The sequence below is a fragment of the Alcaligenes faecalis genome (assembly GCF_005311025.1).
Classification (GTDB): domain Bacteria; phylum Pseudomonadota; class Gammaproteobacteria; order Burkholderiales; family Burkholderiaceae_B; genus Alcaligenes; species Alcaligenes phenolicus.
Genome location: NZ_CP031747.1, coordinates 646,088 through 661,953, shown reverse-complemented (window position 1 = coordinate 661,953; position 15,866 = coordinate 646,088). Strand labels below are relative to the sequence as shown.

Annotated in this window: 12 protein-coding genes; 9 read left to right on the top strand and 3 right to left on the bottom strand. The window is 50.7% G+C overall.

Annotated features, from left to right (window positions below; translation table 11 throughout):
* The first annotated feature begins 66 nt into the window (after positions 1–66).
* The 9 genes from D0C27_RS03045 to D0C27_RS03005 all read left to right on the top strand — a co-directional run bounded on the left by D0C27_RS03045 (position 67) and on the right by D0C27_RS03005 (position 11,676).
* Positions 67–873 (top strand): SprT-like domain-containing protein, encoded by an 807-nt coding sequence (locus tag D0C27_RS03045; RefSeq protein WP_094196742.1) that lies wholly within the window; start codon positions 67–69, stop codon positions 871–873.
* Positions 874–965: 92 nt separating this feature from the next.
* A complete protein-coding gene (locus tag D0C27_RS03040; protein ID WP_222668007.1) occupies positions 966–1,454 on the top strand; it encodes a PH domain-containing protein in 489 nt (162 codons plus the stop codon).
* 21 nt (positions 1,455–1,475) lie between these two features.
* The gene (locus tag D0C27_RS03035) at positions 1,476–2,234 is read left to right on the top strand and encodes a DsbC family protein (protein WP_137430386.1); all 759 of its coding nucleotides are present in this window, start codon (positions 1,476–1,478) and stop codon (positions 2,232–2,234) included.
* Between the two features lie 12 nt (positions 2,235–2,246).
* Positions 2,247–2,846: a hypothetical protein gene (locus D0C27_RS03030; RefSeq protein ID WP_137430385.1), complete on the top strand. Its 600-nt coding sequence runs from the start codon at positions 2,247–2,249 to the stop codon at positions 2,844–2,846.
* Between the two features lie 98 nt (positions 2,847–2,944).
* Complete coding sequence (locus tag D0C27_RS03025; RefSeq protein WP_240688300.1) at positions 2,945–3,748, top strand: hypothetical protein; 804 nt, start codon at positions 2,945–2,947, stop codon at positions 3,746–3,748.
* An 83-nt stretch (positions 3,749–3,831) separates the two neighbouring features.
* Positions 3,832–4,152 carry an H-NS family nucleoid-associated regulatory protein gene (locus D0C27_RS03020; RefSeq protein ID WP_137430383.1) on the top strand — a complete coding sequence of 107 codons (321 nt, stop codon included), beginning with the start codon at positions 3,832–3,834 and terminating at the stop codon, positions 4,150–4,152.
* Positions 4,153–4,583: 431 nt separating this feature from the next.
* Positions 4,584–7,238: a PD-(D/E)XK nuclease family protein gene (locus tag D0C27_RS03015; protein WP_205717084.1), complete on the top strand. Its 2,655-nt coding sequence runs from the start codon at positions 4,584–4,586 to the stop codon at positions 7,236–7,238.
* On the top strand, positions 7,235–10,462 hold the full coding sequence (locus D0C27_RS03010) for a UvrD-helicase domain-containing protein (RefSeq protein WP_137430382.1): 3,228 nt from the start codon (positions 7,235–7,237) through the stop codon (positions 10,460–10,462). The genes D0C27_RS03015 and D0C27_RS03010 overlap by 4 nt, the downstream gene beginning before the upstream one ends.
* A gap of 2 nt (positions 10,463–10,464) precedes the next feature.
* Positions 10,465–11,676, top strand: a complete 1,212-nt coding sequence (locus tag D0C27_RS03005) for a phospholipase D family protein (RefSeq protein WP_137430381.1) — start codon at positions 10,465–10,467, stop codon at positions 11,674–11,676.
* Positions 11,677–12,292: 616 nt separating this feature from the next.
* Here the strand turns inward: D0C27_RS03005 and D0C27_RS03000 are convergent.
* From D0C27_RS03000 to D0C27_RS02990, 3 genes are read right to left on the bottom strand one after another with little or no spacing between them, the layout of a single operon-like run.
* Positions 12,293–13,195 carry a hypothetical protein gene (locus D0C27_RS03000; RefSeq protein WP_137430380.1) on the bottom strand — a complete coding sequence of 301 codons (903 nt, stop codon included), beginning with the start codon at positions 13,193–13,195 and terminating at the stop codon, positions 12,293–12,295.
* Complete coding sequence (locus tag D0C27_RS02995; protein WP_137430379.1) at positions 13,182–14,261, bottom strand: AAA family ATPase; 1,080 nt, start codon at positions 14,259–14,261, stop codon at positions 13,182–13,184. Before D0C27_RS02995 ends, D0C27_RS03000 begins: the two co-directional genes overlap by 14 nt.
* Complete coding sequence (locus tag D0C27_RS02990) at positions 14,254–15,447, bottom strand: DUF262 domain-containing protein (RefSeq protein WP_137430378.1); 1,194 nt, start codon at positions 15,445–15,447, stop codon at positions 14,254–14,256. The genes D0C27_RS02995 and D0C27_RS02990 overlap by 8 nt, the downstream gene beginning before the upstream one ends.
* Between the last annotated feature and the right edge of the window lie 419 nt (positions 15,448–15,866).

The window sequence follows — 15,866 nt, the reverse complement described above, 5'->3', positions numbered from 1 at the left end:
TTCGGCCAATGCTTTGACGACAAATGTAGTGTATTGTGCAATACAAATTCATACATTAAGACCACCATGAACAAGAAAACGGTACCGACCCATCAAACATATACCGAGCTGCAACAAGCCTACGATCATTTCAATCGCGCCCTATACGACGGTAGGTTGCCTAACTGCCTGATTACCTTGCAACGCGAGAAACGCTCAATGGGCTATTTCTCAAGCCAGCGATTTGTAGATGCTCAAGGCACCTATACAGACGAAATAGCGATGAACCCGGCCTACTTTGCTGTCGTGCCCTTGATCGAAACTATGCAAACTTTGGTACATGAAATGTGCCATCTCTGGCAATTCCATTTCGGCAAGCCTGGGCGTGGCAGGTATCACAATGAAGAGTGGGCCTCGAAGATGGAAGCGATTGGACTGATGCCCTCTTCGACTGGCCAACCTGGTGGCGCTCGCACTGGCCAACTCATGGCTGATTATGCGATTGAGGATGGCAAATTTGTGAAAGCATGCGCCGATCTGCTCACCCAGTCATTTTGTCTGACCTGGTACGATCGCTTCTCACATGCCGACGCACCTCGTAGCGCCGCTGAGCGCTTGGACATCTCAGTAGGAGGTGGAGCTCCTCCATACATCGCACTTCCAGCACTCACTCAAGCTTTGGCATCCAGTGCCACCTCCACAAGCAACGCCGCCCAGGGCGACGAGAGTATGCCAGTAAAACCCACCGGCAATTCAAACCGATGGAAGTACGTCTGCCCATGCGGCACAAGCGTCTGGGGTAAACCAAAGTTGAAGATTATCTGCGGATCCTGTGAAAGCCCATTCACATCGCCGGACGCAGCTCGACTAAGCACCAACAGCGAATCGGCCTAGAATTGATTTAAAGGCTTGTCAAGTCGAAACCCTTGGTTATGTGCCCAAGGGTTTGAACAGACACACACTTCATGCGGCCCTACAGTGGCCACATGGACCCATTCGACACTCCTACTCCACTATCACAGGCAGCTGCCAGCCACATTGCGCCTCCTGCATCCACGCGAGAGACAGAACTTATCTGGGTAGGCACAGAAGGCCAGCTCATCAATGCGGGCTGGTTCATTGTCGCTATCCTGTTCTGCTGGACAGTCATTCCTGTCCTGTGGGCGATCTACCGATACCTTAAGGTTGCCAATCATCGCTATGAACTGACGAACCAACGCCTACTGGAGTACAGCGGGATCCTCGTCAAACGTGTCGAAACCCTGGAGTTATACCGGGTAAAAGACATCGCCGTTTCCGGCACCCTCTTTCAAGCCCTGTTTGGCCGTGGCCGTGTCGTTTTGCAAACCACTGACGCCTCGACGCCGACCGTGCACATCAGCGCGATCGCTAGCCCTCAGCACGTCTCCCAACTTATTCGTGACGCGGTCGAACAATGCCGTGTCGCCCGAGGCGTTCGCGCCTTTGATTACTGACAACCAGGATTCTTCCGAACCATGCTTACCTCAACCTATTCCCCTTCTTCTTTGCTGATTCGCCTGGCAGTCAGTTCAAGCCTTAGCCTGGGACTGGCCACAGCGTCCTGGGCTCAAGGCGTACCGTCTGACGTGCAAGCAGCTATTGAGGAACACACTCAAGGCTCTGTCCCCATCGATAGCATCTCAACCACGCCTATTGCCGGCATCTACCAGGTCACCAGTGGCAACGAGATTTTCTACAGCGACTCGACCGGGCGGTACGCATTTGTCGGCGGCGCCCTCATGGACATGAAAGACCGCCGTGACGTGACCGCACCAGCCCTTGAAAAGCTCAACACGATCCCATGGGAATCACTACCGCTGAGTCAAGCCATTGTGCAAGTCCATGGCAACGGACAACGCAAGATGGCCGTCTTTGAGGATCCTCTTTGTCCCATCTGCCGCGTGTTCACAAAATTCGTCGATCAGCTTGAAAACGTAACGGTCTATCGATTTGTCTTTCCCGTTATTGACCCGCAATCAGCCCCCATCGCCCGCAAAGCCTGGTGCTCTCCAGATCGAAACGCTGCCTGGAACATGGTCATGAACGGACGGAATATCGATGGCCGTGAGGACTGCGACATTTCTGGTCTGGTGGGGATTTTAAAGTTTGGAGAAGCAAACAATATCGCTAACACACCTACAGTTATATTGGGCAACGGAAAGCGGTTAGTTGGCGCAACACCTCCAGAGCAATTTATTGCAGAATTAGATGCTTCAGAGTTATCAAAAAACTAAGGGAAGATAAAGATGAAGTTTAATAAATTAGCCAGCATCGCATTTTCATTCTCGCTAGTAATTTCTAACCTAGTACAGGCACAAGGCACTAACAGCCAAAGCAATCTACCGCCTGGGCTTAAGTGGGAGCCGATGACGGTGGTCGGTTTTAATACAGGATCTATGGAGCTTCCTCACGCTTCTCGTGCGGAAATGAGCCTTGCTAGAAATATTTGGGAAAAGGAAATTGAATCAACTGGATCTGGCTTAACGTCCGGATCGAAAATGGCGTCTTTCATCTTAATAAAACCGTATTCAGTAAACGGCAGCCAATTCGTTTTTTCTATCTTTAGCTCCGGTTTTTCCAATGGCTGCATTCCTCCCGCCAACGGTCGTGGAATTGAAGATATGTATTCCGTCTGCCCGATGCGCGTGACTCAAATGAATAGCAGCAAGTCCGTATCGAAGGATTTTCCTGAATACTGCCATCTCTATCCTGAGCCAGCTGATAAACCGGGAGAAATCAATCAATCTCAAATTGCTTTCGACCGAAACACGATGACTGCTTATTTTCGCATTATCCAACATGGCAAGCACGTGAAATCGTGCGATAGAACCCTACGAATCCAATAAAAGGCAAAACAGTGATACGCAAGCGATCGATCTCAGGGTGGCTTTTATATACAGCCTCAGCGGTAGCGTTCGCAGCAGCACTTGTTACGGCAGCACAAGTGGCGGATGCTGTCCGCAACTCACCCAACGCCAGCCCATGGCTCAAGGCAAATGCGGATGCCGTAGGCCGGTTGGCCATGTTTGAATCGAGTGGGCAGCTTGACATCTATAACGGGTCTTGTTGTACAGGCATCCTGCAGATGAACAAAACCAATATCCGTGAATATGCAAAAACAACCCCCGATGATTTTGCAACTTGGGACTTGCAACGCCAAGTCGATGCTTGGACAAAACTGACCACTGATGCCATGCAAGCACGGGCTCCCAAGACTCTTGCGGGACTGGGAACGTTCGATGGCCGAGAAGTCGATGGTGATATGGTACTGGCATGCGTCCAGCTCGGAATCGGGAATTGCCAGAAAATGATCAACTCAGGCAGTTGTAACGGCTTTGCGGATATCAATGGGACGACCATCTGCAAAATGGCTGACCGTATACGAAATGGCCCGCCTACGGGTAATAACGGCGATCCAGTAGACGACATCATTCGACCAAACCCTGATCAAGGTGGCACCTACCGACCACCCGTTGATCCGTGTATCCGTGAAGGTGAAGGCTGCCTGCCTTTAACCGAAAGCCTGGAGCAAGGATTTGCATCTGGATCTGGCGTCAGCATGGGTAACTTGCGACTCATCATTTTTGCGACATCCACTGCGTTTGTTATCCTTATCTTGATGTCGTTTATTACGGCGCTTTTTCGTAACTACTCAACGGGCTCAATCGAGAAGGTCGAACTTGTAAGTGGCGTACAGAGAACCATCATGATCGGAATGTCATTCATTGTTGTGATGTCGTTGTTCTAACTCGGTTGGCCAGGCCGTTGATGCCTGGCCAATGAAGGGCCACCTCTCCGTTTAGCCGGTTGAGAGACAATCAAGAGGAACGCATGAGAAAAAAACTTAACTCCATCACCGAAATCAGAAAAGAAATTACTCGTTTGAAACGTGATGCCGATAAATTAAAACAAAAAACAAGATCTAAGGTAATTAGCGATATTCTTCGTTCAATGAAAGAGCACGACCTAACACCTGAAGATATTGCCCAGGCGTTTCATCACAAACCTTCACGATCCAAAGCGGTATCAAAAGTCAGATATCAGCATCCAGATGGGCATGCCTGGAGTGGTAGAGGGCGCATACCCACGTGGATCAAGCAGATCGAATCGGAAGGTCATTCACGTGAAGATTTTGCGATCAACCATGACTGAACTATTTTAAAATAGAGACAAATTTTTTTAGTGATCAATATAAGACGGTTATTATTTAATGCTGCTCATTCTTTTAGTTATTGAATGTCGCTAAGATCCTGCTTCTAACTGAGTAGTGCTCAGTATTTCTAGCACAGCACACCAAAATAAGATCCAAAAACCCCCCATCAATGTAAAAAAAATAAGTTTAGCTACAGACATAGGCAAATTCCTGGTTACTCCATTATTCAAATTATCATCAGGCGATCCATAGAGGGCTAATAAATCAGAGTTATTACCGATTAGCATTGGCACTACGTTGGCTCAATCGTGAAAAACCGAAATAGCCAACAGGCAACGAGAAACAGATTACTATATGCCAATCTGCGTGAATAGTTACTATCGATTACACTCGTAGACATTAAGCAGGTGGGCAAGAAGCAATAGAACACTTGCATTCGATGGTTTTCAGGGAAATCAACCTCAGTATGCATATCACTTTTGGCCTGTTCCTGGACGCACGCCAGGGTCCATCACCAACAAACTTCTTCAACGCACCGGTCGTCGGCCGCCTCGGATTTTTGTCCCTACTTGAAACCTACCTTGGCCTAAGCGCACCGGAAGCGTCTAAGGCCAAACGTGTTGCGGTCTACTCCGGATTGCTTCGCAAACATGACAACGACTCACGTTTCTACAGTGAGTCTTTAAAAGCCGACAGCATCGGTACGGCTGCGCGCCTGCTAGCCTGGCGAGACGAATGGCGACTCGGTGGCTGGGATGGCAACGCAAAGCCAATGCACCCTGTACGACTCCAGGAACTTGCCGCTATCGAAAAGGCTGCGCTCGAAGTACTGCCGCACGGAGAAGCAGAACGCTTGCACCTTGTGGTACAAGCGTTACGCAAGTCCAGCTCTGGCCCCATCAAGTCAGTCACGCTAGTTGACATGCCAGAGGACTTCCCACTCCTCTGGCAAAACGTGCTTGACTGCCTACCTAATGTGAAACTCCGCCTTCCTGAACCTCAGGGCGAAGGCCAACTCCGTGAATTGCAAGACAGGGCCCTAACCGCGCTGGCTGGTGGCGCTGCAAGTAGTTTGGCCGCGCCAACTGATGGTAGCGTCTTGTTTGTGCACTCCCTCACAGCCACGACTGCCGAGAACTGGTTGAGGGCACAACACTCGTACGTACCAGGTGACCGGCTGATCCTAGCCGAAAACACTGGCGACTCCCTGGATGTATCTCTTGTCGCAGCAGGCGGGGTCAACTGTGGTTTCGAACGACCCAGTCCGCTTCGACCAGCGCTTCAGGCTTTACCGCTTGCCGTAGAAATGTGCTGGGATCCGCTCGACATTAATAGATTGCTAGATTTTTTGACCCATCCTGTCGGCCCATTCAGCCGTCGAGCAAGAAGCACACTCGCTCGCGCGCTCGCCAAGCAGCCTGGAATTGGCGGCGAAGCCTGGACTGCTGCCAAGATTAAACTAGCCGAGGGTGAGGACGCCAAAGAAATCGCAGAAAACATCAAATTCTGGCTGGAATCCGAACGTTGGACTCGCTCTAACGGAGTGCCCACGGATGAGCTCATCGCTCGGATCGAGCGGCTTAAGGAAGCGATGCGACGTCGCCTCACTGGAGATTCCGCCGTTGACGCGAACTTTTCGGCGGCATATCGCCAATGTACCGCCGTCTATGACGCACTGACCGAGCTAGCTCGACAAGGACTGGCGAGCGTGCTGCCACGGCAAATTGAACAGCTAATCTCCCACGCTACTCCTGCAGATGCAACCAACCCCGCTGCGATGCCACATGTGGGCTGCATGCGTTCAGCAAGGGTGGCAGCCGCATGCGTCGAAGCAGCCGACGAAGTTATCTGGTGGATACCATCTACGCCTGCCCTTCCCCCCCCACTTCCTTGGTCCCCCTCGGAATTGGAAGCCCTTACCCAACAGGGTGTCCAACTGCGAGACCCGGCACGTGAGTTAGTTTCCTTGACACAACAATGGCTAAGACCACTACTTGCCGCGAAGAAGAGATTCATCCTAGTCTGCCCACCCCCTAATGCAGAAGTGCATCCGGTTCGCCAGCTTCTGAAGAAGCTTGCACCTAACATCGAGTCTGGCGCAATCGATCTGGATACCGCACTTGGCTCCTCACTTCTCGGAACAATGGCCGAAGTGCTTCTGCCTCAGCCTCTTCCCGCAACACCGAGTAAAATCTGTCTACCTACCCCTGTACAGCTTGAAAACGTCGAACAGTCGTTTACTACGCTAAACGAACTCTTCAATAACCCCGCCCTATTTGCACTGAAACGTGTGGCCAATCTAGAACCCAGCTACGCCCTAGCAGTGGAGGAAGACAATCGCCTGCTGGGTATCCTTGCGCACCGAGTTTTCGAGAAACTCTTCGCCCACAATGACGCCTTGTCTTGGTCAAACAACGCTGCAACAGCCTGGTTTCGTACTGAAGCAGACAGGCTCCTGCTGACCGAAGGGGCTGTATTACTGATGCAAGGTGCAGGTGTAAGCCAACAGCACTTCCGCAAGATCTGCGAGGGAGCCATCTGCAGTCTCCTCGATCACCTGAAATCCGCTGGGGCAATACAGGTGCAAACCGAAGTTGAGTGCATCGGAACCTTAGGTGCAATCCCACTGATTGGCAAGATTGACCTTCTTATCACGTTTGGCGACAAACGAACTGCCGCCCTGGATATGAAGTGGCGAAGCGACAACTACTATGCCGGCTTGCTTCGCTCTGGCGACCACCTGCAACTGGCACTTTACTCAAGCCTCATCGAGCAAATGAAAGGTGTCGCACCCGCCGCGCTTGGCTACTTCATCCTGGAAAGCGGCGCATTGTATGTCACTGCCGCCGACATATTCCCAAAGGCTCAGGTTAGAAACCCTCCAGACGACGTGACTACCGCCACACTATTAGACCGCGCACGCATCACTTGGAATTGGCGCAAGCAACAACTGGACGCAGGGCGCATCGACGTCGTTCCGGAAAACCCATCCGACGAGTTCCAAGGCCCAGGTGGAACTCTTCAGGTTAATGGCCCAAGCAAATGGGACCGTGACCACCTCGTTTTGTTAGGAGGTTGGGAATGATACGTAACATCGAGTTCATCAGTGCAGGCGCTGGTAGCGGCAAGACTTACAAGCTGACTGAAACGCTCGCCCAAGCCCTCGAGTCCGGCACGGCTCGACCCCATGCCATCCTAGCCACAACCTTCACAGTGAAGGCCGCTACAGAGCTTCGCGAACGAGCCCGCTCCTGGCTTCTCGAGAAAGGGCAAATTGACCTAGCCACAGCCATTGGTCAGGCCCGTTTAGGTACCGTCAACAGCGTCTGTGGCCAGATGCTCAAACGCTTTTGCTTCGAGCTGGGTCTGTCCCCCGATCAGACTGTCCTGAACCAAGGCCAATCCAAGCGGCTGCTCAAAGCCACCCTGGCAGAGTCAATGGACACAGCCGAGCAAGCAGAGTTGGTTCGTCTCACCGAGCGATTTGGCATCGAGCAAGCAGACTGGTCGAAAACTTTAGAGGGTATCGTCAAGGCCGCACTTGACAACGATATAGCGCCAGAGGCACTTAGCACAATGGGTGCTCAGAATGCAGACTCTATGCTCGCAAACTGGCCAGTTCCAAGTACAGATCTAGGTCTAACTGAGGCATTGACAGCCGCGCTGAATGAAGCGCACCAGAAGGTGGTAACTTATGTCGAAGAGCAACAGGCTGCCGGTACTAAGGTTGCAGACAACCTTCGTAAAGGACTCGAAGGGCTGCAGAAGCTAAACCGCGTTTTCCGTGAGGACCGTTGGAATTGGCCTGACTGGATTGGCGCGGCTGGGATTGACGCTGGCGCCAAGGTCAGAGACATACTGGAACCTGTAAAAGCTGCTGCCCAGGCCCACGAAACTCACCCGACCTTTCATACCGAGGTCCGTCGTTATCTAGACCTGTTGTTTAAACTCGCAGCCGACGTTCTAGATGCTTATGAGCAGTCCAAAAAGGCCCTGGGTGCCGTTGACTTTAGCGACCAGGAGATCCTGCTGCTGCGTGCACTAAGAGCAAACGCTACCGTCCGCGAAGTCTTGGCAGCAGAGTTGGACCTCATCATGGTCGATGAGTTCCAGGACACAAGCCCCCTTCAACTGGCGCTCTTCGTAGAGTTGGCTAAACTCGCCAAGCGGTCGGTCTGGGTCGGTGACCCCAAACAGGCAATCTACGGATTCCGCGGAACGGACGCAAGCCTGATCACAGGTGTCCTCGGTGCAATCAAGGACTGGGGCGGGGCCGTAGGAAAGGCCTTAGACACGTCTAGGCGCTCCATCGAGAGCCTCGTCTCGCTAACTAACAGCGTATTTCAGTCGGCATTCGAACCTGATCTAACCCCTGCACAGGTTCATTTGCAGCCGTTCCGAAAGGACATCCCAAACCAGGCAGCGCTGATCAACTGGAACTTTGAGAGTAGCCGGAACGACACCGACTATCTGGGCCTTGGACAGGCCATTCGTGAATTACTGGAATCCGGAATCAAGGTAGAAGATAAAGAAACCAAGAAGCTCCGTCCGATCCAGCCCGGCGATATTGGAGTGCTGTGTCGCTACAACGAGCAAGTCGAGTCTGCCGTCACGTCGCTCACGCAATGGGGGATTCCATCCGCCAGCCCGCGTTCTGGCCTGCTGGAGACCGCAGAAGCCATTTACGTACTGGCTTGCCTCAGGCGCATGAACGACCCGACCGACACAATCGCGACAGCACTGATTCTCACCCTCTCCGAGGGCACTCCGGTCGAGACATGGCTCCAAGACCGATTGCAGTACCTCACCACGAATGGAGCAAGGTCCCACGAATGGAGGATAAAAGGCGACAGTGCTAATCCACTTTTAGCCCGATTGGAAGAACTGCGCCCAACGCTCAATTCATTGACACCACAGGAGGCACTGCGGCTTGCCGCTGCGGAGTCCCAAGTCGCCCGTCTGGTCGGCCAATGGTCTTCCTCCCCCCACGAAGCCCGCAATCGACTGGCCAATGTTGAAGCACTAGTAGAGCTCGGCAAAACATTCGAAGACGAGTCTGTTGCCGCAAAGCGTCCAGCTACCGTCAGCAGTATGCTGCGTTGGCTGGACGAACTCTCTAGTGAGGAGGACGACAATCGTGCTACGTCGTCAGACAACTCCGTCTCGATCCTCACTTATCACGGAGCCAAGGGCCTGGAATGGCCGGTCGCCATACTGACAAGCCTTGATGCGACGGCACGCAGTTCACTTTGGGGCGTCCGTGCTAGGACTGTTGGTGACTTTGATCCTCAGCAGCCACTTGCCAACCGCTTCGTCCACTGCTGGCTGAAAACTTGGGGTAAACGGTCCCAGCCCCAGGCTGCCCTCAACGCCGAGGCTAGTGTCACTGGTCAAGCCATGCAAGCTGAAGCTCTAGCGGAGAACAAACGCCTGTTGTATGTCGGCCTGACCCGCGCTCGCGATATAAATGTCGCGGTCTCGTTCATTCGTCCTCGCGGACCGGGGCGAGCTTGGGTTAACGAGATTCAAGACGCAGGCGCACTATTATTCGGCGACTCAGAAATCTTGGCGCTGCCAGATGGACAACAAATCTCCAGACAGTCACAGTCTTGGAACAAGAATGACTGTACAGTGGAGCCGCCTGCCAAGATATCTTCGGATTGCTACTGGTTCAGACCTAAACCACGCGTGCAGGCTGAGCCGTTGTGGCATCAACCGAGCTCTTCCTCAGGCGGTCTGTTCAAGGCCACCGAAACCGACACCATAGGCGTCAGACTGAGCTTAGCTGGCAAGCCCGATATGGCATCGTTGGGCACGGCACTTCATCTATGCATTGCACGCGCCGCAGTCCTTGGTGACGTTCCAAGCCCAGACATAGAGCGCATTCTGAGGGCATGGGCGGTAGCTGACTCTGTGGACAAGAATGCCGTTTGCGCCCAGGTCGAAGCGTTCCTGGCTTGGATAGCCCAGCGCTGGCCAAACTGTCCCGTTTATGTCGAGGTGCCCATAGAAGCAGATGGTCCAAACGGCACTCGCATCCGCGGCCGCATCGATCTGCTGATAGAAGAATCAAACGGCTGGATTCTACTGGACCACAAGTCGAACCCCGGCGGTGCCGACAGAGACGAAGATTTAGTAGCCGAGCATGGCCCACAAATCGAGTCCTATGCTTACGCTCTTCTCAATGCGACCGGGAAACCCGTGAAACAGCGATGGCTATACCTACCGGTCGCTGCACGAGCAGTTCGTCTATCCTGTTCTCCAAACAGTGCGCCACGCTCACCTCAACAGAAACACGAGGAAAAGTAGGAATGAATGTGAAATTCCTATCCGCCTCGCAGACACAGGCAACTCTCATAGCACTGGTCGAGAGTTGCGAAGCGATGCAATGGGCAGTAGCCTGGGGCACCGAGAACGCAGTCTTCGACGCAGCAATGACAAACGGCTCGAAGTTTGAGCACCTCGTCATCGGTACTCACATGTTCCAGACACAGCCCGAAGTTCTTGATCGAGCCGCAACGCTAAGGGCCGCGGCCTTTGTTCCACCCACTGGCGATCTGTTCCATCCAAAGGTCTACCTCTTTCGCAACGGCCGACGCATCCGCTGCGTAGTCGGTAGTCCAAATCTTACGAACGCCGCGATGAGCCACAACATAGAAGCAAGTGTCCTGCTGGATGGCTCTTCAGACGAGGAGGCGCTGGCAGAACTCAGTCACTTCATCGCAGAGGCTTGGAGGGGAGCGCAAGCTATCTCACACGAATTTCTCTATCAATACCGCCACCAGTACGCAGCCAAAGCGGCAGCACGAGAAGAGCTCACCAAGTTCGCTGCTGTTAAGCCACCGACTAAGCCAGATACTAAGCGAGCGCCACATGACATGAGCTGGGCAGATTACCTCGTGCAGGTCCGAAACTCATCACACCCATCTGCGCACTTGCTCGAGGAACGTTTTAGAGTATTAACAAAAGCACGCACCCTTTTCGCAACCGGCATACCTTACGCAGAGTGGAGCGAGGATGACCGCAAACTGGTCGCCGGAACTCTCGGGCCCAAGAAGTCCAAGCAGCCAGGCGTGAACTACGGGCTTTTCGGGAGAATGGGGGCAAGTGGAACGTTCGCAAATCGAGTCATCGAAGCACCAACAGGTCTCTCCGACGCCCTCGATTTCATCCCTTTGATAGGCGCCGTCACACAGGACGACTACGACCGCTACTGCGAAGCGTTCATAGCAGCCTTCGATCAGGAGGGGAGAATCGGCGGCCTACCGAGCGCGACTAGGCTCTTAGCGATGAAGAGACCTGATTCATTCGTGTGCATCGATTCCGCCAATAAAAAGGACCTATGCGAGAACTTCGGTGTCAGCCCAAGCACAACGACAATGGAGAACTACTGGCAGCGTATCATCGAGCCTATGCATGGAGATGCGTGGTGGCGGCATCCACAACCACGCAATGCGGCTGACGCCGAAATCTGGCTGGGGCGCGCAGCGCTACTGGACGCCATCTACTACACGCCCCGCTGAACATCTTGTTTTCGGTCGAATCAGCCAGCTTCCACCGCTGCAAAAACTAAAAAATTTCACGGTGCCTAAGGATATTCTTCGCTATGAGAAAATTCTAGGGTTTGTACAAGATATTGCCTAAAACCTGTCAATTCGCTGCTTGCAAACAACCTCCTAAATTCAACTGCTGGGATCCTAGTTCTAGTCTCAGATCGATTGAAATAAAAGTAGAGGCTTGTTTGAGGTTGATAGCTAATGGTGATGAATAGCAGCTATCGACCCGTTGGCGACGTTCACATTGTCTGTAGTGAAAAGCCAGGTAACAGGACAATGCAATCACCTGACTCAGCCTAGGGGTGCAGTAGATCGGCTTTACTGGCGTTCGACAAGGTCGCTCCCCACGTCAGCAGTACACAGGCTGTGAACGATGGCAAAACTGTGCAACTGGATGACTGGTTCCGACATCCGCTAACTCACAAGTTTAAAAGTGCAGCTGACTTATCTTCTAGCCCTGTGGTAGACAGGGGAAATCAATCCGGTTTGGTTTGTATCGAGCACAGCTCTCAGAGAGAGGCTATGTCTCTCAACGAGGCTGCTCTGAAAATAATATTTACAAGCCGAGTGCATATCGGATCTGTCAAATATTTAGATGGGCCGCCAAAACCCCAATAACAACCCTTGCACCAGTTTTTTCCTTTACCTTTTCAGGCCTTCCTTTTCGCGCATAAAAGTGAATCCTGCCACAAGTAGCAGTTATTTTTGCATGCCATTCACATCGTAATTTTCCACCATTGATTTCTATGTCACGCTCTGCCATGGCATCAGAATTTCTTCTAGTCTTCGGGCTCTCCGGCGAGATCGTCACTCCCATTGAACTTGCATTTGCGATAATAATATGATCCTCGTCCGAGTCAAAATGGTCCGACGCAAAATCATTGAGATATGAAAAATGGTCAATTATCAATCGTGCATGTTCCGTGTAGGAAACACCAAGATTTTTTAAATTATTAGATGAAACGTGAAAATAAAGGTTTGGGAACATTCCCTGGCAGAAAAAGGGAAAATACTTTTGCTCAATTCTTGATTCAATAAAATGCTTGCGTAACGCTAGGGGTAAGTCTTCGGGTACCGAAACCAGATGCATTTTGACGTCGTCCCACCAGCACGACGGATCAGGTCGTGTGCTCGCGAGTAGCGCCCCGTAACCGTCGGCTTTTAAAATAGAAACCCCGATACCTTTATCTTTATCCCCAACGCCCCTCTCCGGCAGCGAACTCCATTTCGATACAAGAATTTGTAAACGAACAACCAAATCGCGGAACTCTGTGTTTTCCTCAGAGAACAATTCTTCATTTACATTTTTTCCATCAGATTCAAGAGAGTAGAATTCCTCATCTTTGATTCCAAATATTTCGGTTATTTCAAGATTAGCCGATTCTGCTGCGGAAATTATGCACTCTAGTTCGCTTACGTTCTGACGTATATTAAAAATCAATCTGGAAAACGCAAGCTCATCGAGAATTAGCTTAGCCTTTTTCATTTTTTTGGGCCAGCTTACGAAGATTGATGGACATTTGGTCAAAAAAGCCGTTCGGCCATTTCGACAGTTTCCCATCTGGCAGCACCTCTATTTCTTCTATTTCCGTGACCTCATCAACGTTTTTTGCAAAATATTTTATTGCTATATCGCTATGCTCAACGAAGTCAGTGTGTTTCACTGCGATACGAATACCATCTATGAAATGATCGCTATGTGTCTCAACAATTACTTGAAGGCCGCAAGCAGATGCAAGGGCTGCCAACTGACCGAGACAAGTTTGGCCGCGCGGATGCAGATGGGCCTCGGGGTTCTCGATTAAAAGTAAACCACCTTGCTGTTGCAAAGAGGTGAACCAAGATCTAACGCGCCAGTCAGAGTCGTCTTCTCCCATCGTCCCTGACATTGTCAGAAGACAGAGTACTATTGGCATGACGTAGCTAATGCCGAATCCGGAATTTGTCGGTCTAGCGTCGTCCACTTGCAACTGAGACGCGTCATACTTTTTTAAAACATCAAAATCGAGCTTGATGCCAGGAGAAATTTCACTCATCCACCTCGTTAGCTGATGCTTGAGGGTGTTGGCTACGACGTCGGTATAGCGCAAAGGCTCGGCTACGATCATTCGTTCAAGGATTGACGCGTAATGGGCCGTGTATTCGCCGTGAACGCCCACGCTCATCGCGGCAATATCCTCCCTCATTGCTGGCAATTGGACGCGTGGCCCGTAACGATCCGCGCAAACAAACTGTGCGAGAGGTAGCATCTCAGAATGAACAATCTCATGCTTCGATTCAAATAAATTTAGAACAGTTTTATTTCCTTTAATCTCAAGCGAGATTGACATTACCTCATCAATTGCAGACGATCGGGATTTCAATTCACTATAGCCTCCATACCCATCAATATACGGATTACTAACATCCCGAGCGGCTAAACACATTCGAATCGCCTGTATCAGACTACTTTTCCCAGAATTATTCAATCCTGCTAGAACAGTTAATCGACCAAGATTGACCTTACACGATCTAAAGGATTTAAACGCGTTTATTTGAATGGAATCAATCATTACTCGGCCTAAACTCGTTCAACAATTCAATAACTTTGGTATATCTATTTTTCACACCGACAAGGTTCCCACCATGCCTTCCAATTGAATCGATAAAATCGTCATCATAATCAAGTAAATCATGATATTTAACCTGGAATTCTTTTTTTCGAAAAATAATATTTTCAAAAAACTCATCGGATATCCTTGAGAAGCAATACATCCAAATTTCAAAAAGAGATTTATTCACAGGTGTACGACGCTGATCACCTCGCGATCGTCGAAAAGCATGATCACCGAATAGCTTTTTATTTCGCGACAATGCCAACTGAAACTTAGAATCAACTAGCGCCCGATCATATGACTTTGCTTGGTCAATTTTAATATCTCCGTTTATAAAACGCATAGTATCCGAGATAAATGAATCCATATCGCCTTTAAAAGACCGCCAGCCCCTTAAATTAAAAGACAAATAACGTATAATTAACTCGCGCCCAGCCATTCGATTATCCTTCACCGTCTCACCTATAACTGATTTATATCCATTTGAATTAACGAGATATTTAAGCAAATCAGTTGCCTCACCTTGATAAAGCGCGTGACGGATTTCCTGAGCAGATAGGCGCATTCCGCCCGTGTTAATTCTTTTGAAAATATTCCTTTTGACCTTCTCGGGCGTCCCAGGATTTATTATGGTGAACGACAATTCGGACTCCATAATATTATTAATAATTCTTGGTACGTTCATTTTTTTTTCAATATCAAAAAATTTTTTGCCATCGAAAAGCTCCCCCCAAAACTCGAGCCCCTTCAACGCAAAGCCTTTTCCGTCGGCATCCTGCCCAAGAATAAAATCGCGAATCGTAGTTAGCCGCTGCAGACCATCCACGACCTCCCAGACGCCGTCCTTGCCCTCCGAAACATAGAACATTGGCAACGGAATTCGCAGCATCATAGACTCAATCAACAAACTCTTCCGCTGATCGTCCCAGACATAATTACGCTGAAAGTTCGGTGCGAGCTTGATAGTCGAGTTCCTGATACGACGCAGCACGGTATCCAATGCAACGATCTTAGACGAAATGGATATGGATGCTGGGTCGAAAGGCTCGTGCGTTGATAAATGTTCCGCCTCGTCCCTCTCGACACCGGCATTTACCCCTTCGTCAGCAAGTTCTTCTGAAGCAGCGTATGTTTGAGTCGTCACTTTACTATATCCATAGGCTCGCCTCCCCTAGTGGAGACGAGATGCCAAGCATCATTATGTGGGGGATTTTATCTGAACACCCTTGTATCGCAACTATCACTCGATAGAAACCCTAAGCAGGCGTGCGGTATCAGCATCTCATCACCTAACTCAGGCTCTCATCGTTCAAACGACCGCTTGCGAATTAGCCCCCCTCTCAAATGCCGTGGCTGCGCAGCCAACAAAGGTTTTTTCAGGCCGAAAAGGGTCATTTCCACTGCGATATCAGGTCAAGATCAAATCTAACAGGTGTCGTCAACTTAGGTCAGGTTTTCTACACATTAAGCGGGTATCCGTACCAGCGGAATGCCATCGGCTTTATTACCCCATGAATCGGCTACGTTCCTAGGCTGGGCCCGCAATGTTGGAAAGCTCTCCAG

Bases quoted from the DNA above. Each gene is read 5' to 3' on its own strand.
- D0C27_RS02995 (WP_137430379.1), bottom strand. From the start codon at position 14,261: ATGATTGATTCCATTCAAATAAACGCGTTTAAATCCTTTAGATCGTGT.
- D0C27_RS03020 (WP_137430383.1), top strand. From the start codon at position 3,832: ATGAGAAAAAAACTTAACTCCATCACCGAAATCAGAAAAGAAATTACT.
- D0C27_RS03040 (WP_222668007.1), top strand. From the start codon at position 966: ATGGACCCATTCGACACTCCTACTCCACTATCACAGGCAGCTGCCAGC.
- D0C27_RS03000 (WP_137430380.1), bottom strand. From the start codon at position 13,195: ATGAAAAAGGCTAAGCTAATTCTCGATGAGCTTGCGTTTTCCAGATTG.
- D0C27_RS03005 (WP_137430381.1), top strand. From the start codon at position 10,465: ATGAATGTGAAATTCCTATCCGCCTCGCAGACACAGGCAACTCTCATA.
- D0C27_RS03035 (WP_137430386.1), top strand. From the start codon at position 1,476: ATGCTTACCTCAACCTATTCCCCTTCTTCTTTGCTGATTCGCCTGGCA.
- D0C27_RS03045 (WP_094196742.1), top strand. From the start codon at position 67: ATGAACAAGAAAACGGTACCGACCCATCAAACATATACCGAGCTGCAA.
- D0C27_RS03010 (WP_137430382.1), top strand. From the start codon at position 7,235: ATGATACGTAACATCGAGTTCATCAGTGCAGGCGCTGGTAGCGGCAAG.
- D0C27_RS03030 (WP_137430385.1), top strand. From the start codon at position 2,247: ATGAAGTTTAATAAATTAGCCAGCATCGCATTTTCATTCTCGCTAGTA.